General features: G+C 70.6%; 19 protein-coding genes. 10 read left to right on the forward strand and 9 right to left on the reverse strand.

The features are described 5' to 3' along the window. Window positions 1-293: 293 nt before the first annotated feature. Both ACFVFR_RS07550 and ACFVFR_RS07555 read left to right on the forward strand, forming a co-directional pair. Complete coding sequence (locus ACFVFR_RS07550; protein WP_383698744.1) at window positions 294-854, forward strand: RNA polymerase sigma factor; 561 nt, start codon at window positions 294-296, stop codon at window positions 852-854. After that, on the forward strand, window positions 851-1840 hold the full coding sequence (locus tag ACFVFR_RS07555) for a hypothetical protein (protein ID WP_383698745.1): 990 nt from the start codon (window positions 851-853) through the stop codon (window positions 1838-1840). Before ACFVFR_RS07550 ends, ACFVFR_RS07555 begins: the two co-directional genes overlap by 4 nt. A gap of 504 nt (window positions 1841-2344) precedes the next feature. Here ACFVFR_RS07555 and ACFVFR_RS07560 read toward each other — a convergent pair. Beyond that, complete coding sequence (locus ACFVFR_RS07560; protein WP_383698746.1) at window positions 2345-2977, reverse strand: DUF2461 family protein; 633 nt, start codon at window positions 2975-2977, stop codon at window positions 2345-2347. A gap of 214 nt (window positions 2978-3191) precedes the next feature. Beyond that, on the reverse strand, window positions 3192-4673 hold the full coding sequence (dnaB, locus tag ACFVFR_RS07565; protein ID WP_383698747.1) for a replicative DNA helicase: 1482 nt from the start codon (window positions 4671-4673) through the stop codon (window positions 3192-3194). Between the two features lie 459 nt (window positions 4674-5132). Here dnaB and ACFVFR_RS07570 point away from each other — a divergent pair, with 459 nt between their 5' ends. Further along, window positions 5133-6470, forward strand: a complete 1338-nt coding sequence (locus ACFVFR_RS07570) for an MATE family efflux transporter (RefSeq protein WP_383698748.1) — start codon at window positions 5133-5135, stop codon at window positions 6468-6470. Window positions 6471-7052: 582 nt separating this feature from the next. Here ACFVFR_RS07570 and rplI read toward each other — a convergent pair. The 4 genes from rplI to rpsF form a co-directional block, all read right to left on the reverse strand. After that, on the reverse strand, window positions 7053-7499 hold the full coding sequence (gene rplI / locus ACFVFR_RS07575) for a 50S ribosomal protein L9 (protein ID WP_383698749.1): 447 nt from the start codon (window positions 7497-7499) through the stop codon (window positions 7053-7055). A gap of 18 nt (window positions 7500-7517) precedes the next feature. Further along, window positions 7518-7754, reverse strand: a complete 237-nt coding sequence (rpsR, locus tag ACFVFR_RS07580; RefSeq protein WP_004950692.1) for a 30S ribosomal protein S18 — start codon at window positions 7752-7754, stop codon at window positions 7518-7520. A 55-nt stretch (window positions 7755-7809) separates the two neighbouring features. Next, on the reverse strand, window positions 7810-8412 hold the full coding sequence (locus ACFVFR_RS07585) for a single-stranded DNA-binding protein (protein ID WP_383698750.1): 603 nt from the start codon (window positions 8410-8412) through the stop codon (window positions 7810-7812). 81 nt (window positions 8413-8493) lie between these two features. After that, on the reverse strand, window positions 8494-8784 hold the full coding sequence (gene rpsF / locus ACFVFR_RS07590) for a 30S ribosomal protein S6 (protein WP_006604399.1): 291 nt from the start codon (window positions 8782-8784) through the stop codon (window positions 8494-8496). Between the two features lie 249 nt (window positions 8785-9033). Between rpsF and ACFVFR_RS07595 the strand changes: the two genes are divergently transcribed. From ACFVFR_RS07595 to ACFVFR_RS07605, 3 genes are all read left to right on the forward strand, one after another. Beyond that, complete coding sequence (locus tag ACFVFR_RS07595) at window positions 9034-9351, forward strand: hypothetical protein (RefSeq protein WP_383698751.1); 318 nt, start codon at window positions 9034-9036, stop codon at window positions 9349-9351. Window positions 9352-9614: 263 nt separating this feature from the next. Beyond that, on the forward strand, window positions 9615-10733 hold the full coding sequence (locus tag ACFVFR_RS07600; protein ID WP_383698752.1) for a lipid II:glycine glycyltransferase FemX: 1119 nt from the start codon (window positions 9615-9617) through the stop codon (window positions 10731-10733). A gap of 134 nt (window positions 10734-10867) precedes the next feature. After that, window positions 10868-11899, forward strand: coding sequence for an alanine racemase (locus tag ACFVFR_RS07605; RefSeq protein WP_383698753.1), 1032 nt, complete (start codon window positions 10868-10870; stop codon window positions 11897-11899). 111 nt (window positions 11900-12010) lie between these two features. On the opposite strand, the gene ACFVFR_RS07610 is transcribed toward ACFVFR_RS07605, so the two are convergent. After that, on the reverse strand, window positions 12011-13540 hold the full coding sequence (locus ACFVFR_RS07610) for a glycosyltransferase family 87 protein (RefSeq protein WP_383698754.1): 1530 nt from the start codon (window positions 13538-13540) through the stop codon (window positions 12011-12013). A 218-nt stretch (window positions 13541-13758) separates the two neighbouring features. Continuing rightward, window positions 13759-16587 (reverse strand): transglycosylase domain-containing protein, encoded by a 2829-nt coding sequence (locus ACFVFR_RS07615; protein ID WP_383698755.1) that lies wholly within the window; start codon window positions 16585-16587, stop codon window positions 13759-13761. Window positions 16588-16958: 371 nt separating this feature from the next. On the opposite strand from ACFVFR_RS07615, the gene ACFVFR_RS07620 reads away from it, so the two are divergent. The 3 genes from ACFVFR_RS07620 to ACFVFR_RS07630 all read left to right on the forward strand — a co-directional run bounded on the left by ACFVFR_RS07620 (window position 16959) and on the right by ACFVFR_RS07630 (window position 20173). Next, window positions 16959-17648, forward strand: a complete 690-nt coding sequence (locus tag ACFVFR_RS07620; RefSeq protein WP_383698756.1) for a helix-turn-helix transcriptional regulator — start codon at window positions 16959-16961, stop codon at window positions 17646-17648. 50 nt (window positions 17649-17698) lie between these two features. Continuing rightward, the gene (locus tag ACFVFR_RS07625; RefSeq protein ID WP_383698757.1) at window positions 17699-18781 is read left to right on the forward strand and encodes an inositol-3-phosphate synthase; all 1083 of its coding nucleotides are present in this window, start codon (window positions 17699-17701) and stop codon (window positions 18779-18781) included. Window positions 18782-18862: 81 nt separating this feature from the next. Beyond that, entirely contained in the window at window positions 18863-20173 is a 1311-nt protein-coding gene (locus ACFVFR_RS07630; RefSeq protein WP_383698758.1) for an MFS transporter, read from the forward strand. Window positions 20174-20245: 72 nt separating this feature from the next. Here ACFVFR_RS07630 and ACFVFR_RS07635 read toward each other — a convergent pair whose 3' ends face one another. After that, complete coding sequence (locus ACFVFR_RS07635; protein ID WP_383698759.1) at window positions 20246-21730, reverse strand: CCA tRNA nucleotidyltransferase; 1485 nt, start codon at window positions 21728-21730, stop codon at window positions 20246-20248. Between the two features lie 187 nt (window positions 21731-21917). Here ACFVFR_RS07635 and ACFVFR_RS07640 point away from each other — a divergent pair, with 187 nt between their 5' ends. Beyond that, a complete protein-coding gene (locus ACFVFR_RS07640; protein ID WP_383698760.1) occupies window positions 21918-24278 on the forward strand; it encodes a DUF6049 family protein in 2361 nt (786 codons plus the stop codon). Window positions 24279-24311 lie beyond the last annotated feature (33 nt).

Here is a 24311-nt window from a genome sequence, read left to right on the forward strand (position 1 = left end):
GCCACGCGGCTCCTCGGCACCCGAGGCCCGCCCCCCACTCCGCGCGACACCTCAGCCCTCACCACTCGGCACCCCCCACGCCCCGCACGCGCCCCCGGGCACCGCCAGCACCGCCAGCACCCCAGACACTTCAGGCGCCGCAAGCACCGCAAGCACCTTCGACACCTGGGCGTACGCGCGCCTGGACGTACGCGCCACCCGGCGGCACCGCGCCCCGCGAACGCTTTCGCGGGGCGAAGACAAGAAGAGGGGGAGTGGGCCGCGAAAGACGCGGCCCGTGGAAGGGAAGGTCCGTGGCGACAGACGAGGAACTGCTGGCGCGCTCGGGAACCGACGCGTCGGCCTTCGAACCGCTCGTGGAGCGCCATGCGAAAGCGCTGCACGGCTACTTCGCGCGCCGCGCGCCCGGCGCGGCGGACGACCTGCTGGCCGAGGCGTGGCTACGGGCGTACGCCGGCCGTGGCACCTACGACGCGGCGCGCGGACCGGTCCGGGCCTGGCTCTTCGGCGTGGCCCGCAACGTCCTGGCCGCGCACTGGCGTGACCGGGAACGGTTCGCGCCGGCCGCCGCGCACGCCGGCGAGGCCAGCAGCGACCCGTGGCACGCCGTCGACCGGAGGCTGGACGCGGCGGCGGTCGCGCCGCTGATCCGCCAGACGCTGGCCGAGCTGCCGGCGGTGGAGCGCGAGTTGCTGCTCCTGATCGCGTGGGAACAGCTCAGCCCCACCGAGGCCGCGGCCGTCGTCGGTGTCCCTGCGGGCACGGCCAGGTCCCGGCTGCACCGGGCGCGCACCCGACTGCGCGCGACGCTCGGCCCCTCCGCTCCGCTTTCCCTGACAGGAGACCTCGCATGACCAGGCAGGACAGTCACCAGGACGGCGCGGACCCGCTCGACTTCCCCGGTGCCCGGCGGTTGCGCGCCGCCGGCAAGGTCGCGCCGCCCTCGGCGGAGGCCGTCGCCGCGGCGCTGGCGGCCGTGCGGTCGGCGGCGAGCTCGGCGGAGGGGGGCGGGCCGGTCATCGCCCTCGACCGCGAGCCGGCGGCCACCGTCGTGCCGATGCGCCGGTGGCGCCGGCGCGTACCCGTGCTCGTCTCGGCGGCGGCGGTCGCGGCGATCGCGCTGGGCGTCGCGTTCCAGCCATGGTCGGGTCCGGAGGAGACGGGGAGCTCCCCGGCGGCGGAGCGGACGGGGGCGGCACCGTACTGGAAGGTGCGCACGTTCCAGTGGAACCGGACCGTCGACCCGGGCCAGCGGCCGGACGAGACGCACCAGACGACCTGGGTGAGCCGGAACGGTACGCGCGAGCAGTCCGGCGACGGTCCGGTGCTGGACTACTCCGTGGCGGACGTGGGGGGCACGGTCTATGTCATCGGCGGCAGGCCGATCTCGTGGGACGACCTGCCGAAGCTGCCCACCGACCCGGCGGCGCTGCGGGCCCGGCTGCTGGGGAAGGCCACCGGGGACTCGGCGATCGAGGACCTCTACGACGGCATCGAGGAACTGCTCGCCCGCTCGCCCGCCGAACCGAAGCTGCGGGCCGCGCTGTTCACGGTGCTCACCGAGCTGCCCGGGGCGCGAGTGACGAAGGGGGTGGAGGACAGCACCGGGCGTAGCGGTACGGCTGTCGCCATCGACGCCGACACCTGGCGTCGGCAACTGATCGTCGACACGCGGGCCTTCCACGCCCTGGAGTCCGTGAACACCGCGCGCGAGGACGGCCTGAAGTGGGGGTCGCGGAAGCTCCGCGCCGGCGACCCCCTGCACCGCACCACCTATCTCTCCGTCGGGCCGGCCTGGAAGGCGCCGAAGCCGGTCAGGGAAGCGCCGAAGCCGGCGTAGCGCGGCCCTGTCCGCCGCCCCCGGCGGGCACTGGTTCCGGAGGGGCATCGCGCCCGCGCCTCGGCGCCCCTCCGGAGTCCGGCGCGCGGGCCAGCGCACCGCGCGCCTGGCCGTCGACGACGCGATCCGGCGCGTACCGGCGGCGCGCGCCCGGGCCTGGCCGATCCCGGCCCCGGAGACGACCGTCGGCGCTCCGATGGCGGTCACGACGTACGCCCGGCGTCGCGGGATGCTCGCGGCGCCCCACGAGCCGCTGGCCGAGGACCCGCCCGCTGGCGGTCTCGCGCTCGCCGCCTTCGCCGAGGCTGTGAGCTGCGACTTCTCGCGGTGTCTCACGCCGCTTCAGCTGCGGTCGTCTCGGTTCGCGGTGCGTCCCCGCCAGGCTTGCTGAGGCCGCTCCGGACGGGCAGATGGCTGACCTGCGGTGCCTCACGACCCGCTGTCACCTGGGAGGGCTGTGCGGCCGGCTGTGTGGCCTCCCGTGCCACTTGGCGCCTCGTGATGTCAGGCGGCGCGCTTCACGTGGCGGACGAGCCACATCAGCAGGGCGTCCAGGTCGGCGGCGGCCGAGAGGACCCGGTCGACTGCCTCGGTGGTGTGCAGCCACTGCTCGCAGCCGAGGAGACGGGCGGCGATCAGCGAACGGTGGCGCAGCAGGTTCGTACGGGAGTGGTCCGAGGGATAGCCGCGCGGGAGGCGTTTCATCACGTCCCCGGAGATGTCGTAGCCCTTCTTCCGCACGTCCTCGACGATGCCGGACAGTTCGCGACCACTCCCCTCGGAGGCCACGGCTTTGCGGAACATGTCCACCTGGCCGGGGTCGGGGTACCACCAGGCGCCCTGGATCCGCAGGCCGTCCAGGGAGAACCGGAGGCCGATCTCGATCTTGCGGCCGAGTCTGATCACCGCGCCCTGGTGCTGCCACCACCAGGAGTCGGTGCGGTAGTGCCAGACGGAGAAGTCCTCGTACCGGGGATCGGTGTCCGCGACCTCGTTGAGCAGGGCGATCATCGGCTGCCGGACCAGGCGTTCGCGGTCCGCGCGGTAGCGCTCGCGGGTCGCGTGGGTCGGTTCGCCCTGGAGCTGCCACAACACGTCCATGGCCTGCTCAGGCCAGCCGGTGAAGTGTCCGCGCATGCGCGCAGGTTAGCTCACCCGTGTTCCGCGCGCGCCGAGAGTGAGACGGGCAGGGAACCCCGGTCACGGTGGGAGGTGCTGCGGCGGGGCTAGCCGGTCAGTTCGATGTGCCGTGCGCGGTGGCCGAGTGCGTCGAGAAGCACGGAGAGTGCAGTCGATACGCGGCGGGCGGTGAGATGGTGCGGCCGAGTTGGAGATCCCACACCCGCTCCGGCTACGTCTGCGCCATGTCCACGAACCGCGAGTAGTGGCCCTGGAAGGCGACCGTGATGGTCGCGGTCGGGCCGTTACGGTGCTTGGCGACGATCAGGTCCGCTTCGCCGGCCCGGGGCGACTCCTTCTCGTACGCGTCCTCGCGGTGCAACAGGATGACCATGTCGGCGTCCTGCTCGATCGATCCCGACTCACGCAGGTCGGAGACCATCGGCTTCTTGTCCGTGCGCTGCTCGGGGCCACGGTTGAGCTGGGACAGGGCGATCACCGGTACCTCCAGCTCCTTGGCCAGCAGCTTGAGGTTTCGCGACATGTCCGACACCTCCTGCTGACGGCTCTCGGGTCTGCGAGCGCCGCCGGACTGCATCAGCTGGAGGTAGTCGATGACCACGAGCTGGAGGTCGTTGCGCTGCTTGAGCCGACGGCACTTGGCGCGGATCTCCATCATCGACAGGTTCGGCGAGTCGTCGATGTAGAGCGGCGCGGCGGTCACCTCGGGCATCCGACGGGCCAGCCGGGTCCAGTCGTCGTCGGTCATGCTTCCGGACCGCATGTGGTGCAGCGCCACCCGCGCCTCGGCGGACAGCAGGCGCATCGCGATCTCGTTGCGCCCCATCTCCAGGGAGAAGATGACGCTCGGCAGGTTGCCCTTGATCGAGCAGGCGCGGGCGAAGTCCAGCGCGAGGGTGCTCTTACCCATCGCGGGACGCGCCGCGATGACGATCATCTGCCCCGGGTGCAGGCCGTTCGTCAGTGAGTCGAGGTCCGTGAACCCGGTCGGCACGCCGGACATCTGGCCGCTGCGGGAGCCGATCGCCTCGATCTCGTCGAGCGCGCCCTCCATGATGTCGCCGAGCGGCAGATAGTCCTCGCTGGTGCGCTGCTCGGTGACGGCGTAGATCTCGGCCTGCGCGTTGTTGACGATCTCGTCGACGTCGCCGTCGGCCGCGTACCCCATCTGCGTGATGCGGGTGCCCGCCTCCACCAGCCGGCGCAGCACCGCCCGCTCGTGGACGATCTCCGCGTAGTACTCCGCGTTGGCGGCGGTGGGCACGGTCTGGACGAGGGTGTGCAGATACGAGGCGCCGCCGACCTTCGTGATCTCACCGCGCTTGGTCAGCTCGGCCGCCACCGTGATCGGGTCGGCGGGCTCGCCCTTGGCGTACAGGTCGAGGATGGCCTGGTAGATGGTCTCGTGCGCGGGGCGGTAGAAGTCGAGCCCCTTCAGGACCTCGACCACGTCGGCGATGGCGTCCTTCGAGAGCAGCATGCCGCCCAGCACGGACTGCTCGGCGTCCAGGTCCTGCGGCGGTACGCGCTCGAAGCCCGAGCTGTCCCAGCCGGTGTCGCGCCCCCGGTCGTGCTGCTCGTCGCGACGTCCGTCACCACGGCCCTCGCCCCGGCGCGGGCGGGGCGCCGTCGGCAGCCGATCACTGGGGCCAGGGTCGGGCCAGGGGTCGTCCATGGGCTCGGGCATGCTCACCCCGCCACCTCCTCCCGTCCGCGACGCGGACCCTCGCCGTGCTGTTCTTTCTTACGGCACGGCTCTGACAAACAGGACGCTCGACTCCGCTTACGGCGCGTCGAGTTCGACGCTCCTCACACCGGAAAAAGAGGGCGGGCGCCGCACCACGGTAGGCCCGCTCAGGCCGTCCGCCAATCTGGTTATCCACAGGCCATGTGGATGATCGAACCCATCCTGTGGAGAACTCCCGAAAAGCTGTGCATGGCGCGGGGGACAGCGCTGTGGACAAGCGCGTACACATCCCGCCCTTACGCCTGTGAGCTGGGGTTTCTTTATCCCGGGGCTGTGCAGGAGAAAAACTTTCCCACTCGGTCGAAGATCGCGACAAACGGCACAGAGGACACCACGGAGAGCAACCCGAAGTAAGGACTACAGCTCTGTTGCGTCTCTTACCTGTGGACGATTAGATTGGGCCACATGACCCAGGCTCCCGTGAAGGACCGGCGCGCGCGCAGCCGCCACGATCGAGAGATCATCGCGCTCGCCGTCCCCGCCTTCGGCGCACTCATCGCGGAGCCCCTTTTCGTGATGGTCGACAGCGCCATCGTCGGCCATCTCGGCACGCCGCAGCTCGCCGGGCTCGGCGTCGCGGCGGCCCTGCTCCTCACGGGCGTCAACGTCTTCGTCTTCCTCGCCTATGCCACCACGGCCGCCGTCGCCCGCCGGGTCGGCGCGGGCGACCTGCCCGGTGCCATCCGCCAGGGCATGGACGGCATCTGGCTCGCCCTGCTCATCGGCGTCACCGTGATCGCGGTGGTGCTGCCCACGGCCCCCTCCCTCGTGGACCTCTTCGGCGCCTCCAGCACCGCCGCGCCCCACGCGATCACCTATCTCCGCATCAGCGCCCTCGGCATCCCCGCCATGCTCATCGTCCTCGCCGCGACCGGCGTCCTCCGCGGCCTCCAGGACACCCGCACCCCGCTGTACGTCGCCATCGGCGGCTTCGCCGCCAACGGCGTCCTCAACGTCACCCTCGTCTACGGCGCCGGTCTCGGCATCGCCGGCTCCGCCTGGGGCACCGTCATCGCCCAGTGGGCCATGGCCGCCGCCTACCTCGTCGTGGTCGTACGCGGCGCCCGCCGGCACGGCGCCTCACTCCGCCCGGACGCCGCCGGCATACGTGCCTGCGCCCAGGCAGGCGTACCGCTCCTGGTGCGCACACTCTCGCTGCGCGCGGTCACCCTCATCGCCACCGGCATCGCCGCCAACCTCGGCGACACCGAGGTCGCCGCGCACCAGATCATCCTCACCCTGTGGAGCCTGCTGGCCTTCGCGCTGGACGCCATCGCCATCGCGGGGCAGGCGATCATCGGCCGTTATCTCGGCGCCGGTGACAAGGAGGGGGCCCGCGCCGTCTGCCGTCGCATGGTCGAGTGGGGGATCGCCTCCGGCGTGGTGCTCGGCGTGCTCGTCGTGCTCGCCCGCCCCCTGTTCATCCCGCTCTTCACCTCCGACCAGGCCGTCCAGGACGTGCTGCTCCCGGCCCTGCTGGTGGTCGCGATCTCCCAGCCCATCTCCGGAGTGGTGTACGTACTCGACGGCGTCCTCATGGGTGCGGGCGACGGCCCCTATCTCGCCGTGGCGATGCTCATCACGCTGGCCGTCTTCGCGCCGGTCGCCCTCCTCGTCCCCACGCTGGGAGGCGGGCTCACGGCCCTGTGGTGGACGATGGCGCTGATGATGGCCATGCGGATGGCGACCCTGTGGGTCCGCACCCGCTCGGGCCGCTGGCTCGTCACCGGCGCGACCCGCTAACCTCCCCGGGCCCGCCCGGCCCCACCTCCACGACAACCGCTGGCCGCAACCCGTCGATGTTTCACGTGAAACGGCGACCCACACCGGGAAACGCCGAGGCCGCTCCCGCGCCCGCTCACGGCCCCACTCCCTCATCGGCGAGGCACCAGCCCCACGCCCACGGGCCGGCCCCCGCCCCACACGCCCCGCAGCCGCACCCCGCCGCACGCGCCCCCAACCGCACCACCGGCGAGTCGACGTCACTCCCCGCATCGTGCCGCCCCCAAACCGACAGCGCTCCCGACCCAGCGCCTCCTACAGATCCGACACCACCTCCCGGATCAGCACCGTTCCACGCGCGGTCGCACTCCACAGGGGACTGTGCTCCACGGGCGGTCGTCGTCCACGGGCGACCGTGCCCCACTGGCAGTCGTGTTTCACGGGTGCCGTGTTTCACGTGAAACGAGCCGTGTCCACACGCCACTGACACGGTCCACAGCTCGCAACCCGTAGCGTGCGGGCATACGAAAGGGCCGCACCCCGTGGGGTGCGGCCCTTCTCGCTGCCGTGCCGTGCGGGCACGGAACGGCGGCGTGCGTGCGATTACGCCGCGACGACCTCGACGCCGACCTTGGCCGAGACCTCGGCGTGCAGGCGCACGGACACCTGGTGGGCGCCCAGGGTCTTGACCGGCGTGCCGAGCTCGATACGGCGCTTGTCCACGTCCGGGCCACCAGCGGACTTGATCGCCGAGGCGATGTCAGCCGGGGTCACCGAGCCGAAGAGGCGGCCGGCCTCGCCGGCACGGGTCACGAGCTGGACCTTCAGGCCCTCAAGCTGGGCCTTGATCTCGTTGGCCTGCTCGATCGTGGCGATCTCGCGGATCTTGCGACCGCGACGGATCTGCGCGACGTCCTTCTCGCCACCCTTGGTCCAGCGGATCGCGAGACCGCGCGGGACCAGGTAGTTGCGAGCGTAGCCGTCCTTGACGTCCACGACGTCGCCCGCGGTGCCGAGGCCGGAGACCTCGTGGGTAAGGATGATCTTCATCTGTCGGTCACCCTTCCCTTATCGCGCGGACGAGGTGTAGGGCAGCAGCGCCATCTCACGGCTGTTCTTCACAGCCGTGGCGACGTCACGCTGATGCTGCGTGCAGTTGCCGGTCACGCGGCGGGCACGGATCTTGCCACGGTCGGAAATGAACTTCCGCAGCATGTTCGTGTCCTTGTAGTCCACGTACGCGGTCTTGTCCTTGCAGAACGCGCAGACCTTCTTCTTCGGCTTGCGCGGAGGCGGCTTCGCCATGGTGTTTCTCCTGTGTGATCAAGAAGGGTGTGATCGCCCCTCGCGAGCTCGCGCTCTAGAAGGGCGGCTCGTCCGAGTAGCCGCCGCCCTGCTGGCCGCCGCCGGAGCCACCGCCCCAGCCGCCGCCACCCTGCTGCTGGCCGCCGCCAGCGGGCGCGCTGGTGGCCCAGGGGTCGTCGGCGGGAGCCCCGCCGCCGCCCTGCTGGCCGCCGCCGGAGCCACCGCCCCAGCCGCCGCCACCCTGGCCGCCACCGCCCTGGCCACCGCCGAAGCCGCCACCCTGGCCCCCGCGACCGGAGGTCTTGGTGACCTTGGCCGTGGCGTTGCGCAGGCTGGCGCCGACCTCGTCGACGTCCAGTTCGTAGACCGTGCGCTTGACGCCCTCGCGGTCCTCGTAGGACCGCTGCTTCAGTCGGCCCTGCACGATGACGCGCATGCCGCGCTGGAGCGACTCGGCGACGTTCTCCGCTGCCTGTCGCCAGACCGAGCAGGTCAGGAAGAGGCTTTCGCCGTCCTTCCACTCGTTGGTCTGACGGTCGAAGGTGCGGGGAGTGGACGCGACACGGAACTTCGCGACCGCCGCGCCGGACGGGGTGAAGCGCAGCTCGGGGTCGTCGACAAGATTGCCGACGACCGTGATGACGGTCTCGCCTGCCATTGGATGAACCTCTCGGCGGGTGTGCTGCTGGCTGCTGTGCTACTCAGGACGCGTCCCGAGCACCGCTGAACGCTTGCGCGGTCAGTGGGTCTCGGGGCGCAGGACCTTGGTCCGGAGGACCGACTCGTTCAGGTTCATCTGGCGGTCGAGCTCCTTGACGACCGCAGGCTCGGCCTGCAGGTCGATGACCGAGTAGATGCCCTCGGGCTTCTTCTTGATCTCGTACGAGAGACGACGACGGCCCCAGGTGTCGACCTTCTCGACCTTGCCGTTGCCCTCACGGACGACGGAGAGGAAGTTCTCGATCAGGGGAGAGACAGCGCGCTCCTCCAGATCGGGGTCGAGGATGACCATCACCTCGTAGTGACGCATGTGGAACCCACCTCCTTTGGACTCAGCGGCCACGGTCGTTCCGTGGCAGGAGGGTCGTGATGCGTAGCACCGGGTGCGTACCAGGTACCCGTGAGGGCTCTGGGCAGACACCGGCGCAGACGGTACACACTACCCGGGCCGGTGCTTCCGGTTGAAATCCAGCCGCGTCTGCCCGCAACCTTGAGTCGATGAGTGTGAGCGGCGTTACTCCTCGCCGCCCCGCGTCCCGCGCAGGACCGGAGGTTTCCCATGGCTCAGACAGCGCGTTCCCGACACGGTCTTCTCTCCTTCCTCGACACCGACGGCCGGCCGCATCCGGTGGAGAACACGTTCGCCGCGGCGACCATCGTGCTGGGTGTGGTGGCTTTCGTCACAGCCATGTTTCACGACCTGCACCTGATCAGCTCCTGGACGGGGCTGGTCGGCATCGTCACCGGCGCCTGGGGGCAGTTCATCTCGGCCACGACGGCCGAGCGGTTCGTCCTGATCATCGGGTTGGGCGCGTCGGCCGTGGGCTTCTTCCTCGGTATGGCGCACGGCGGCCTCTTCGGCGGCGTGCTGGGCTGACGCCCACCGCGGCGCCCGCCGCCCGGTGGCCCCGCGACGGGGCCACCCCGTCGTGGCCGCGCGCGCCGCTCCCGCCCCGCCTCCGACCCGGGCACCTCCACCGCGCCCGGGCCCGTGGGCGGGGCGTCGTACGCCCCTCCTACCAGGAACCGCAAGCGTTCTTCACCGTAGGCCCGGCCGGTGTCACGCCCCGTCGCAGTAGGCTTCGGCGCGAGAGCCGGAGCCCCGACACTGGGGACACACCTGCCGAGGAGCGCCCCGCAATGAGCCTGACCCTGAGGACCATCAGCCGCGAGCAACATCTGGCGTACATCCAGAGTCTGCCGTCGGCGAGCCACATGCAGGTCCCGGCGTGGGCGGACGTCAAGACGGAGTGGCGCTCGGAGAGCCTTGGCTGGTTCGACAGCACGGGCCAGGTCGTCGGCGCCGGCCTGGTGCTCTACCGACAGCTTCCCAAGATCAAGCGGTATCTGGCCTATCTGCCAGAGGGCCCGGTGCTCAACTGGTACGCGCCGAACCTGGAGGACTGGCTGCGCCCGATGCTCGCGCACCTGAAACGCCAGGGCGCGTTCTCGGTGAAGATGGGCCCGCCCGTGATCATCCGGCGCTGGGACGCCGCCGCGATCAAGTCCGGCATCCAGAACCCCGACGTCAAGCGGCTGCGGGACGTCGAGGCCACCCACATCGAGCCGCGCGCCTTCGAGGTCGCCGAGCGGCTGCGGAAGATGGGCTGGCAGCAGGGCGAGGACGGCGGCGCCGGCTTCGGCGACGTACAGCCGCGCTACGTCTTCCAGGTACCGCTGGAGAACCGTTCGCTGGAGTCGGTCCACAAGGGCTTCAACCAGCTGTGGCGACGCAACATCAAGAAGGCCGAGAAGGCGGGCGTCGAGGTCGTCCAGGGCGGCTACGAGCACCTGGGCGAGTGGCAGCGGCTGTACGAGATCACCGCCGAGCGGGACCACTTCCGCCCGCGTCCGCTGAGCTACTTCCAGCGCATGTGGACGACGCTCAACAGCGAAGACCCCAACCGGATGCGGCTGTACTTCGCCATGCACGAGGGCGAGGCCGTGGCCGCCGCCACGATGCTGATCGTGGGCGGGCACGTGTGGTACTCCTACGGCGCCTCCGCCAACCACAAGCGCGAGGTACGCCCGTCGAACGCGATGCAGTGGCGGATGCTGCGCGACGCGTACGCACTGGGTGCCAGCGTCTACGACCTGCGCGGCATCAGCGACTCGCTCGACGAGAGCGACCACCTCTTCGGCCTCATCCAGTTCAAGGTCGGCACCGGCGGGCAGGCGGCCGAGTACCTGGGCGAGTGGGACTTCCCGCTCAACAAGCTGCTGCACAAGGCGCTCGACATGTATATGTCGCGCCGCTGAGCCACGGCCGGCCCGGCACGTCCCGTACGCGCCCCGCCGCCCGCTCGCCCCGCGAGAGCCGGAACCCGCCGGCGTATCCCTTCCCAGCACGACCGCAGACAGAGCCGACTGACGAGAAAGGTCTCCCCCCAGCCATGGCGCTCACCCTCTATGTCGACACCGCGCGGTGGCGGGCCCACCAGCAGAGCGTCCTCCAGCAGTTCCCCGGCATGGTCCCGGTCTGCAAGGGCAACGGCTACGGCTTCGGCCACGACCGGCTGGCCGAGGAGACCACCCGCATCGGCTCCGACATCCTGGCCGTCGGCACCACCTACGAGGCCGCGCGCATGAAGGACTCGTTCAGCGGCGACCTGCTGGTGCTCACCCCCTTCCGGCGCGGCGAGGAGCCGGTGCCGCTGCCCGACCGGGTGATCCGCTCGGTCTCCTCCGTCGATGGTGTGTACGGCCTGGTCAACGCCCGCGTCATGATCGAGGTCATGAGCAGCATGAAGCGGCACGGGGTCACCGAGGAGGACCTGCCCAAGCTGCACCAGGCGATCGAGAACGTCCGCCTGGAGGGCTTCGCCATCCACCTGCCGCTGGACCGCACCGACGGCTCCGACGCGGTGGAGGAGGTCATCGGCTGGATGGACCGGTTGCGCGCGGCGCGGCTGCCGCTGCACACCATGTTCGTCAGCCACCTCAAGGCCGACGAACTGGCCCGGCTCCAGCAGCAGTTCCCGCAGACCCGCTTCCGGGCCCGGATCGGCACCCGGCTGTGGCTGGGGGACCACGACGCGACCGAGTACCGCGGCTCCGTCCTGGACGTCACCCGCGTCTCCAAGGGCGACCGGTTCGGCTACCGCCAGCAGAAGACGGCGGGGGACGGCTATCTCGTCGTCGTCGCGGGCGGCACCTCGCACGGTGTGGGCCTGGAGGCCCCCAAGGCGCTGCACGGCATGATGCCGCGCGCCAAGGGCGTGGCCCGAGCGGGGCTCGCGACCGTGAACCGCAACCTGTCGCCGTTCACCTGGGCCGGCAAGCAGCGCTGGTTCGCCGAGCCGCCGCACATGCAGGTGTCCATCCTCTTCGTGCCCAGCGACGTGCCGGCGCCCCAGGTGGGGGACGAGTTGGTGGCCAGCCTGCGGCACACCACCACGTCGTACGACCGGATCCTGGATCGCTGACCACCCGCCCGGCGGGCGGGACCGGGGCGCTCGCACGCGCCCCGCACCCTGGACGGGCCCCGCGCTCTCGCGCGGGGCCCGTGGTGTTTCACGTGGAACACCGGCCGCGCGCTACTCCAGGTACGTGCCGCCGTGCGTGCCCCGGCCGGGGGCGCTCCAGTGGATGTCCTGGCCCGTCAGGACCTTGTCGGGGCGGCGGCGCAGCGTGAACGCGTCCGGCGCCCCGTCGAGGACGCCGCCCGAGGGGTCGTCGGAGCCGTCGCGGCGTACGGGGTCGTGCTCGGGCCGCAGCACGTCCCGTACGACCATGGCGCACAGGTAGAGCGTGCCGAGCAGGTGCAGCACGATGGCCAGTTGGTAGCCGTCGTCGGGCAGCCCCTGGTGCTTGTCGCCGCTGCCGGTGTACGCCAGGTACATCCAGATCCCGAGGAAGTAGAGGATCTCGCCGGCCTGCCAGACGAGGAAGTCGCGCCAGCGCGGTCGGGCGAGCGCCGCCAGCGGCAGCAGCCACAGCACGTACTGGGGCGAGTAGACCTTGTTGGTCACGACGAACGCGGCGACCACCAGGAACGCGAGCTGCGCCAGGCGGGGGCGGCGCGGCGCGCACAGGGCCAGGGCGGCGATGCCGACGCAGGCCACGAGCATCAGGAGGGTGGCGTAGGTGTTGGCGTCGTCCAGCGGGTTGCCGGAGCGCTGCGAGACGATCAGCCAGACGGAGCCGAAGTCGACGGGCCGCTCCTGGCTGAAGGTGTAGAACTTCGTCCAGCCGTCCCTGATGCCCAGGTCGCCGTTCTGGTCGCGGGTGAGCATGACCGGCAGGTTGACCACGAGCCAGGCGGCGACGGCGCCCGTGGTGGCCGTCCAGAACGCGCGCAAGCGCCCCGCGCGCAGGCACAGCAGCAGCAGCGGGCCGAGCAGCAGCACGGGGTAGAGCTTGGCGGCGGTGGCCAGTCCGAGGAGGATGCCGGCGGCCAGCGGTCGGCCACGGGACCACAGGAGCAGGGCGGCGGCGGTCAGGGCGACCGCGAACAGGTCCCAGTTGATGGTCGCGGTCAGTGCGAAGGCGGGGGCCAGGGCCACCAGCAGCCCGTCCCAGGGGCGGCGGCGGTGGGTGCGGGAGACGCAGACGGCGACGACGGCGGCGCAGACCATCAGCATCCCGGAGTTCACCAGCCAGTAGATCTGGGCCCGGTGCTGCGCGCTGCCGTCGTGCGGCGTGAGCCAGGAGGCGACCTCCATGAACAGCCCGGTCAGCACCGGGTATTCGAGGTAGTCCATGCCCCCGGAGACGTCCTGCGGGATGCGGTCGAAGTAGGGGACGAGGTCGATGGAGAAGCCGCGTCCGCTGTACAGGTGCGGGATGTCGGAGTAGCAGGCGTGCGTGTACTGGGCGGTGGCGCCGAAGAACCAGCCGCCGTCGTAACAGGGCACCTTCTGCGCCATGCCGAGGGCGAACATGCCGATCGCTACGAGCGCGATGATCCGCACCGGGGTCCACCAGTTGACGCCGGACAGCGCCCGGCGCCCCAGGGGGCCGCCGATCAGTTCGCTGCCGGCGGCGGCCACCTCGTCCTCGGCGGTGGGTCGGACGGGGTTCCGGGCGGCGGTGGCGCTCGTGTGGGGGCCGTGGACGCTCGTCATGCGCACATCCTGCCGTACGGGGCGGACGGCGACGGCGAGAGCCGTCGCCACGGGCCCGGGCCCGCCGCCGCGAACCGGGGGGCGCCACGGTGGCCCCGGGTGCCGCCGGCCGGACCCGGGAACGCCACAGGGCGGGCCCGCGAACGGACCCGCCCTGTGCTCTTCGGTGGTGTCGTGGCCCCGTGGCGCCCGGCCCGACCAGGCCGGACGCCGTCGGTCTAGAGCCAGCCGCCGCTGTCGTCCTCGTCCGGGGGCGTCGTGGTCGGGGTGCCACTGCCGCCGGGCCCACCGGGCCCGCCGGGCCCACCCGGGCCACCCGGATCACCGCCCGGGCCACCCGGGTCACCGCCCGGGCCGCCGGGATCACCCCCGGGCCCGCCGTTGTCCCCACAGGTGGGATCGAGGGGTCCGCAGGTGTCGGTCGGCGTCTGCGTGGGCGTCTCCGTCGGCTCCTTCGTCGGCGTCTCCGTCGGCTCCTTCGTCGCCGTCTCCGTCGGCTCCTTCGTCGGCGTCTCCGTCGGCGTCTGCGAGGGCGGCGGTGCCTCGGTGGTGGGCGGCGGGCTGGCGCCGTCACCGTAGATCTTCTCGCCGATCGGGCCCGGCTTGGGGAAGGTCTTCTTCTCCTCGTTCTTGAGCGCTTCCCGCATGTACCCGGCCCAGATCTTCGCCGGGTACGAGGCACCGTGGATGCTCTCGCTGCCGGTGTCGGAGCCCACGCCGTACATCGGCAGGAACTTCTGGTTCTTGGCCTGGTCGTCGACCCGCCACATGCCGATCGCGGTGGACAGCTGCGGGGTGTACCCGGCGAACCACGCCGACTTGTTGTCGTCGGTGGTGCCGGTCTTGCCCGCCGCCTCGCGGCCGATCCGCGCCGAGGTACCGGTGCCCTTCTCCACGACGGTCTTGAGCACGTCGGTGACGTTGTCCGCCACGTTCGGGTCAAACGCCTGCTCGATCTTCTCCTCGTGCGCGTACTCCTCGGCGCCGTCCCGCTCGACCTTGGTCACGGAGTACGGGTCGACCCGCTTGCCGCTGGCCGCGAACGTGGCGTACGCGCTGGCGAGTCGGATCGCGCTGGGCGAGGACGTGCCGAGCGAGAAGGTCGGCGTGATGGAGGCGAGCTGGTTCTTGCTGAGGCCGGCCGCGAGCGCCGCGTCGCGGACCTTGTCCGTGCCGACGTCCATGCCGAGCTGGATGAACGGCGTGTTCACCGAGAACTGCATGGCGGTGCGCAGGTCGATCTTGCCCTTGCTCTCGTCACCGTCGTTGCGCTGGTGCCACTCCTTGCCGTCCTTGTCCAGCCACACCTCGCCCTTGTAGTCCCGCAGCTTCACCTTGTTGTCGCCGTTGTAGACGCTCTTGGGCGAGACCAGGGTGCGTTGCTCTCTGGACTGCTCGGGTGGCAGGGCCGGGTCACGCTTGCCGTCCGTCATGGCCGCGGCCAGCACGAACGGCTTGAACGTCGAGCCGACCTGGACGCCGGTGTCGTCGGCGTTGTTGGTGTAGTGCTCCAGCGCGTTCTTGCCGCCGTATATGGCGAGGATCTTGCCGGTCCCCGGCTCCACCGAGGCGCCGCCGAACTGGACGTGCTTGTCCTGGGGGCGCTTGCCGGGCTTGATGTTCTCCTTGGAGACCTTGTTGACCGTCTTCTCCAGCGCCTGCATCTTCTCGCGGTCGAACGTGGTGTGGATCTGGTAGCCGCCGCGGTCCAACTCCGCCTTGGAGATGTTGGAGTTGTTGATGATGTAGTTGTCGGCGAGGTCGGTGAGGTAGCCGATCTGGCCACCCTTGTTCGTCGCCAGGCGCGGCTTCTGCGGCTCGGGGAACTTGGTGATCTTCTCCCGCTCCGCGCTGTCGAGCCGGTCGACCTTCACCTCGCGGTCCAGCGTCCACGACCAGCGTTCCTCGGCCCGCTTGCGGTTCTTCTCCTTGGTCGCCGCCAGACCCGTGCCACCGGCCGGGTCGTACAGGTTGGGACCGTTGAGTGTGGCCGCCAGGAACGCGCTCTCGCTGGTGGTCAGGTCCTCGCAGTCCTTGTCGTAGTACGCGCGGGCCGCCGCCTGGATGCCGTACGCGCCACGCCCGTAGTAGGCCGTGTTCAGGTAGCCCTCGAGGATGTCGTCCTTGTCCTTGGTGGCGCCCACCTTGATGGAGATGAACAGCTCGGTGACCTTGCGCTTGAGCGTCTGCTCCTGGCCCAGGTAGGTGTTCTTCACGAACTGCTGGGTGATGGTCGAACCACTCTGGGTCTGGCCGCCCTTGGCCATGTTGACCACCGCGCGCGCCACGCCCATCGGGTCGACGCCGGCGTCGTCGTAGAACGACGCGTTCTCGGCCGCGATCACCGCGTTGCGCATCGACTTGGGGATCTTGGACAGCGGCACGATCTGACGGTTGAGGTCGCCTCCACCGGAGACGACCATCTGCTTGCCGTCCTCCCAGTAGTAGACGTTCTTCTGCGTCTTGGAGGCGGCCTGCGCGGTGGGGACCTCCACCACCATCAGCCCGATGCCCACCGCGCCGACCAGCAGCGCGAGGAAGACCAGGAAGGTGCCGGTGACCAGCTTCCAGGAGGGCATCCAGCGCCGGAAGCCCTGTTTGCCCGCCCGTGGATAGTCGATAAACCGCTTCTTCGTCCGGCCCGTCTCGCCGGCTCCACGGCCGCGTCCGCGACCTCCGCCGGCCGGGCCGCCGGTGCCGCCGGCTCTCCGTCCCCCGCCGTGGCCGCCGGCGCCACCGCCAGCGGGCGCGCCGGGCCCGCCGGTACCGGCGGCGCCGTGGGCCGCGCTGGCACCGGCTCCGGCGCCGGCCCCCACTCCCGCGGCCCCGGCTCTGCGGCGGCCCCCACCGCCGCGGGCCGCGCGGCGGGATTCGGCCCGGCCGCCACGGGGCTGGCCCGCGTCGGGTGCTGCGTACGGCTCGGAGCTTGGCCCAGGGCTACTGGGCGGTGGCGCAGCGCGGCGGCCTGGCGGCTGCTGCGCCGCGCGCCGGGCCGCTGCTCGTCCGCCGCCCTGGGGCTGCGGCGGCTTGCGACGGTGCTCGCTCATGGAACGACTACTCCTCGGGCAGGCGCGATCGCCTGGAAGCGGCAAGTGGCTTGCGGTCCCCCCAACGTGCGCACCAGCGCCGAAGGGCGGCCGGACGCACGGCATCCAGGACGAAGACGCCTGGGGGCGTCACACGGTTCCCGGTGGTCTGCATGGCGAACAGAGTACGCACGGTCAAATCCCGCCCACTCATCATCTTCTTTCCAAAACAGGCACGTTGGGTCGCACGAATCGGTGATGTGACCTCGTTCACCGTGATCGCTCTTGTCCCGGGGGGTGCACCGTTCTATCGTCTGGATGTATCGACTCGATACATCAGCTCGGCATAATTCACAGCGGTGGACCACTGGTAGTCGCGGAAGGGGCGGGGGATGAGCAGGCGTTCCGGCGTTCTGGAGTTCGCCGTCCTGGGCCTGTTGCGCGAATCCCCCATGCACGGGTACGAGCTGCGCAAGCGGCTCAACACCTCGCTCGGGGTCTTCCGTGCCTTCAGCTACGGCAGCCTGTATCCCTGCCTCAAGACGCTGGTCACCAACGGCTGGTTGATCGAGGAGACGGCCGGCGCCTCCGAGGACGCCCCCACGACCGCCGGCCGGGTGGTGCCCCCGGCCGCCGCGCTCGGGGGACGACGGGCGAAGATCGTCTACCGCCTGACGGCTGAGGGCAAGGAGCGCTTCGAGGAGTTGCTCTCCCACACCGGGCCCGACGCCTGGGAGGACGAGCACTTCGGCGTTCGCTTCGCCTTCTTCGGTCAGACCTCGCGTGACGTGCGGATGCGTGTGCTGGAAGGGCGGCGCAGCCGCCTGGAGGAGCGCCTGGAGAAGATGCGGGCCTCGCTGGCGCGCACCCGCGAACGGCTCGACGACTACACGCTGGAGCTCCAGCGGCATGGCATGGAGTCGGTGGAGCGCGAGGTGCGCTGGTTGAACGAGCTGATTGAAAGCGAACGGGCAGGGCGCGAACAGCGCCAGCCCGAGCAGGACACATCGCACGACACGGGCGGCCTGCCCCGGCACCGGGGTGGTACCCGGCCGGACCCGTCCGACGATACGACCAAGTGAGGCCCTGCACTCCGCAGGGCTTCGTCGAATACACACAGGGAGCAACCGGAATGGGTTCGGTTCGCGTAGCCATCGTTGGCGTGGGCAACTGCGCCGCCTCGCTGGTCCAGGGCGTCGAGTACTACAAGGACGCCGACCCGGACAGCCGCGTCCCGGGTCTGATGCACGTGCAGTTCGGCGAGTACCACGTGCGGGACGTCGAGTTCGTGGCTGCCTTCGACGTGGACGCCAAGAAGGTCGGGCTGGACCTCGCGGACGCGATCGGCGCCAGCGAGAACAACACCATCAAGATCTGTGACGTGCCGCAGAGCGGCGTCACCGTCGAGCGCGGCCACACCCACGACGGCCTGGGCAAGTACTACCGCGAGACCATCGACGAGTCGCCCGAGGCGCCCGTCGACATCGTGTCGATCCTCAAGGACCGTCAGGTCGACGTCCTCGTGTGCTACCTGCCGGTGGGCTCCGAGGCCGCCGCCAAGTACTACGCGCAGTGCGCCATCGACGCCAAGGTCGCCTTCGTCAACGCGCTGCCGGTCTTCATCGCGGGCACCAAGGAGTGGGCCGACAAGTTCACCGAGGCCGGCGTGCCGATCGTCGGTGACGACATCAAGTCCCAGGTCGGCGCGACCATCACGCACCGCGTGATGGCCAAGCTGTTCGAGGACCGGGGCGTCATCCTGGACCGCACGATGCAGCTCAACGTCGGCGGCAACATGGACTTCAAGAACATGTTGGAGCGCGAGCGCCTGGAGTCCAAGAAGATCTCCAAGACGCAGGCCGTCACCTCGCAGATCCCCGACCGCGAGCTGGGCGAGAAGAACGTCCACATCGGCCCGTCGGACTACGTGGCCTGGCTGGACGACCGCAAGTGGGCGTACGTCCGCCTGGAGGGTCGCGCCTTCGGTGACGTCCCGCTGAACCTGGAGTACAAGCTCGAGGTCTGGGACTCCCCCAACTCGGCCGGCGTGATCATCGACGCGCTGCGCGCCGCGAAGATCGCCAAGGACCGTGGCATCGGTGGCCCGATCCTGTCCGCCTCCTCGTACTTCATGAAGTCGCCGCCGGTGCAGTACTTCGACGACCAGGCGCGGGAGAACGTCGAGAAGTTCATCAAGGGCGAGGTCGAGCGCTAAGCACTCCCACTCGGCACCCTCAGCGCGTGGCCCCCGGGGACGATTCCTCGGGGGCCCGCGCGCTGTGTGAAGCTGTGGGCCATGCCCGTTGTGCGAGGTCTGCGCGTACTCCTGCGGATCGGCGACTTCCGCCGACTGCTCACGGTCCGGCTGCTCTCCCAGGGGGCCGACGGCGTCTTCCAGGTGGCGCTGGCCTCTCATGTCGTCTTCTCACCGGAGAAGCAGACCTCGGCGACGGCTATCGCCTCCGCCATGGCCGTACTGCTTCTGCCCTACTCCCTGCTCGGCCCGTTCGCCGGCGTCCTCCTGGACCGCTGGCGGCGCCGCCAGGTGCTGCTGTACGGGAACCTGGCCCGGGTCGTACTGGCCACGGGCACCGCCGCGCTGATCGTCGCGGAGGTGCCGGACGGACTCTTCTACGCCTCGGCCCTCACCGTCACCGCCGTCAACCGCTTCGTGCTGGCCGGACTCTCGGCCGCGCTGCCGCGCGTGGTGAGCACCGACGAGCAGCTCGTCCTCGGCAACTCCCTCTCCCCGACGGCCGGCACGCTCGCCGCCACCGCGGCCGGTGGCCTGGCCTTCGTGGTCCGCCTCGCCGCACCCGCCGGCGCGGCATCGGACGCGCTCGTCGTCCTGCTCGGCTCCGCCCTCTACCTCTGCGCGGCCCTGGCCACCCTGCGCATGCCACGCGACCTCCTGGGCCCCGACCCGGAACGCCTCCCACCCCGGGCCATGGAGGCACTGTTGAGCACCGCACGCGGCCTGCTCACCGGCCTACGTCACCTCACCGCGCGCCCCACGGCCGCTCGGGCGCTGTACGCCGTGACGCTCATGCGGTTCTGCTACGGGGCCCTCACGGTGATGGTCCTCATGTTGTGCCGGTACGCCTGGAGCGACAACGACTCCGACGGCCTGGCGCTGCTGGGGCTGGCGGTGGGCATCTCCGGCGTGGGGTTCTTCGTCGCCGCGCTGTGCACTCCCTGGGCCGTCGCACGTCTCGGCCCGCTGGGCTGGGTGGCCGTCTGCGGTGTGGTGGCGGCCGTTCTGGAGCCCGCGCTGGGACTGCCCTTCGCCTCAACCCCCATGATGGTCGCGGCCTTCGTGCTCGGGTTCACCACACAGGGCGCGAAGATCGCCACGGACACCGTGGTGCAGTCGAGCATCGAGGACGCCTACCGGGGCCGGGTCTTCTCGCTCTACGACGTGCTCTTCAACGTCGCCTTCGTGGCCGCCGCCGGAGTGGCGGCCCTCATGCTGCCGCCCGACGGCACCTCGACGGCGCTGGTCCTGACCGTGTCCGCGCTCTACGTGCTCGCGGTGAGCCTGGTCGTGTTTCACGTGAAACACGACCGTCCCGCGGTTTCACGTGAAACCGAGCGCCGTTTCACGTGAAACAAAGCACGCTGAACCGCAGCGGCTCCCGTACGCCGTCCAGCGTGCGGGAGCCGCGTTCACACCGGCGCCTCAGTCCTGGGCGGCCCACCACTCCTTGAGCGCCGAGATCGCGGCCTCGCGCCCCATCGGACCGTGCTCCATCCGTAGGTCGAGCAGGTGCTTGTACGCCTTGCCCACCTGCGGCCCCGGGGGCACGTCCAGGATCCGCATGATCTCGTTGCCGTCGAGGTCGGGCCGGATCGCGTCGAGCTCCTCCTCCTTGCGCAGCCGCGTGATCCGCTGCTCCAGCCCGTCGTACGCCTGGGACAGCGTGGCCGCCTTGCGCTTGTTGCGGGTCGTGCAGTCGGAGCGGGTCAGCTTGTGCAGCTGGTCGAGCAGCGGTCCCGCGTCACGCACGTACCGGCGCACCGCCGAGTCCGTCCACTCACCCATCCCGTAACCGTGGAAGCGCAGGTGCAGTTCGACCAGCCGGGAGACGTCCTTGATCAGCTCGTTGGAGTACTTGAGCTTGGTCATCCGGGCCTTGGTCATCTTGGCGCCGACGACCTCGTGGTGATGGAAGGAGACCCGGCCGTCCGACTCGAAGCGCCGCGTCTTGGGCTTGCCGATGTCGTGCAGCAGCGCGGCGAGCCGCAGCACCAGGTCCGGGCCCTCCTTCTCCAGGGCCATGGCCTGCTCCAGCACGATGAGCGTGTGCTCGTACACGTCCTTGTGCCGGTGGTGCTCGTCCCGCTCCAGGCGCAGCGCGGGCAGCTCGGGCAGGATGCGGTCGGCGAGCCCGGAGTCCACGAGCAGCTTGAGGCCCTTGCGGGGGTGTGGCGCCAGGATGAGCTTGTTGAGCTCGTCGCGCACCCGCTCGGCGGAGACGATCTCGATGCGGTCAGCCATGTCCTTCATGGCGGCGACGACCTCGGGGTCCACCTGGAAGTCGAGCTGGGCCGCGAAGCGGGCGGCGCGCAGCATACGCAGCGGGTCATCGGAGAAGGACTCCTGCGGCGTTCCCGGCGTGCGCAGCACCCGGGCGGCGAGGTCCTCCAGACCGTGGTGGGGGTCGATGAACTCCTTCCGCGGGAGCGCGACAGCCATGGCGTTGACGGTGAAATCTCGTCGGACGAGATCTTCCTCGATGGAGTCTCCGTAGGAAACGTCCGGCTTCCGTGAGGTCCGGTCGTACGCTTCCGAGCGGTACGTGGTGATCTCGATCTGAAAGCTCTGGTTCGCCCCGTCCTGGCCGGGCCCCTGCTTCTGACAGCCGACCGTGCCGAACGCGATTCCGACCTCCCAGACCGCGTCCGCCCACGGTCGCACGATCTTCAGCACCTGCTCGGGCCGGGCGTCCGTGGTGAAGTCCAGATCGTTGCCGAGCCGACCGAGCAACGCGTCCCGTACCGAGCCGCCGACCAGGGCAAGTGAGTGCCCGGCCTGCTGGAAGCGGGTGGCGAGATCGTCGGCGACGGGGGAGACCCGCAACAGTTCGCTCACCGCGCGGCGCTGCACCTGGCTGAGCTCGTGGGACGGCTGCGAGGTCTGGGTGTCATGGTTGGCGTTCGGCACAACAGAAAAGGGTACGTTGCCTGGCGACCGGCGGCCTCCCCGATGCGCGCGGGCCGGCCAGGCTGGCGTCGCCCGCCCTGTGGCGATCATGTGGAGCACTCCCCAGCACTTCGCCACATCGGATCTCGTTACCATGCGTGGACGCACAACCGACGACCACTGACGACGACGAGGGACGGGCGAGCGCGTGGCCGAGGCGGCAGAGCTCCAGGGGACGACTTCTGCTCCTGCCCGACGATGGCTGCGGCGTGCCACGGCACTGCTGGCCGCCGTCCCCCTCCTCGCGGGTCTGGTCCACGTCACGGCGCCCTCCGAGGCCGCCGCCGCTCCCAAGCCCACGGGCTCGCACACGGTGGACGTGGCGATCGACTCGCTGACCCCCGCGACGCCCACCGGCGACGACACCCTCTCCATCAAGGGGACGGTCACCAACAAGGGCGGCACGGCCATCAGCGACGCGCACGTCGGGCTGCGGCTCGGTTCGGTGATGCGGGGCCGCAGCGCCATCGACACGGCGGCCACGCGAACCGGCTACTTCCCGGGCGCCGACGGGGTCGAGATCGACAGCAGGTACGCGAGGAGGGTCGGCAAGCTGCCCGCCGGCGGCAGCCAGGACTTCAGCCTCGCCGTGCCACTCGGTCAGCTGGCGCTGAGCCAGGACGGCGTCTACCAGATCGCCGTCTCGCTCGTGGGCGAGACGCCCGACCAGCCCGCCTACCCCCGGGTCCTGGGCATCCAGCGGACGTTCCTGCCGTGGCAGACCACCCCGCCGGGGAAGAAGACCAAGCTCAGCTTCCTGTGGCCGGTCGTCTCCAGCACGCAGATCACCGCCCGCACCAAGGCCGACGACCAGCAGACGCCCATCTTCCGCAGCGACGACCTGGCCAAGGAGCTCGCGCCGGGCGGTCGGCTCCAGCAGATCGTCGCACTGGGCAAGGACCTGCCCGTCACCTGGGTGCTCGACCCCGACCTGCTCGCCACGGTGGACGCGATGACGCGGGCGTACGAGGTGCAGGACGGGGAGGGGACCACGGCGGGGCGTGGCCAGAACGTCGCCCGCCAGTGGCTGGCCACCCTGGACAAGACGGTGGAGGGGCACGAGGTGGTGGCCCTGCCGTTCGCCGATCCCGACCTGGCCTCGCTGGCCCACCGCGGCAAGGTCGTCTCCGGCACGCTCGGCCACCTCAAGCCGGCCACCGATCTGGCCTCGCGCACGGTGGAGTCCATCCTCCAGGTCAAGCCCAGGACCGACTTCGCCTGGCCGGTGGACGGCGCCATCGACGCCTCGATCGTCGACGTCGCGACCTCGGCGGGCGCCCACCACGTCATCGCCCGCGGCGACAGTCTCCGGGAGAGCGACCAGCTCCCCTACACCCCCACCGCCGCCCGCCCCATCGGCGGTGGCACCACGGCCATCGTCGCCGACGCCCGCCTCTCGACGGTCTTCGAGGGCGACATGTCGCGGGCCGAGAACTCCACGCTGGCCATCCAGGAGTTCCTCGCCCAGACGCTGATGATCACCCAGCAGACGCCGGAGCGGCAGCGCAGCATCGTCGTCGCTCCGCCGCGTATGCCCACCGCCAACCAGGCCCAGGCCATGGCCACCGCGCTCGGCGGGCTTGAGTCGCGGCGCTGGAGCGAGCCGCAGAACCTGGGCGAGGCGGCCAGGGCCAAGCCCGACCCGGCGGCCAACCGGCGCGTCCCGGGTCGCGGCGCGTACCCGAAGTCGCTGCGCGGCCGGGAGCTGCCGACCTCCGCCTTCTCCCAGATACAGCAGACGCAGCGCGCCCTGGACCGCTTCCGCAAGGCCCTCACCGTCGAGGAGCGGGTCGTCCCCCCCTTCACCACCGCGATCATGCGGGACATGTCCACCTCCTGGCGCCGCGACCCCGGTGGCGCCAGGGCCTTTCGCGACGACGTGACCGACCACCTCCAGAAGCTCACCGAGCAGGTCGGCATCATCCAGAAGTCGCCGGCCACCCTCTCCGGGCGCAGCGCCACCATTCCCGTCACGGTCAAGAACGAGCTCGTGCAGGGCGTGGACGGTCTGCGCCTGGTGCTCACCTCCAGCCAGCCGCTGCGCCTCAAGGTCAGCGATCCACAGGAGATCAGGATCGACGGCGGGCACAGCCAGTCGGTGAAGTTCGAGGCGTCCGCCCGCGCCAACGGCCGCACGACGATCGTCGCGCAGCTGTTCACCGAGGACGGCCAGCCCTACGGCGCCCCCATGACCTTCGAGGTCAACGTCACCTCGATCACCTCGACTGTGATACTGGTCATCGCGGTCGGTGTGCTGCTCCTCGTCCTGGCGGGCATCCGGATCTACGTGAAGCGCAAGCGTTCCGGACCGGGCCTCGCGGACCCCGGCGACAAGCCGGGCGGCACCGACCCGGATTCGGCGCCCGGCCCGCGTTCCGACCCGCGGAACGGACCCGCGACGCCCACCGAAACAGGCCCCCAGGCCCCTACGCAGCCGAGTGACCCGTCTTCGGACACCGGATCGCAAAGCACTGGCCCATCCGGCTCAGGTGAGAAAGTGGACCGTTGAGGAATGGTGGGGCCACACGGCCGCGGACGATGA

Origin of the sequence: Streptomyces sp. NPDC057702 (genome assembly GCF_042799315.1) — a bacterium.
Classification (GTDB): Bacteria; Actinomycetota; Actinomycetes; order Streptomycetales; family Streptomycetaceae; genus Streptomyces.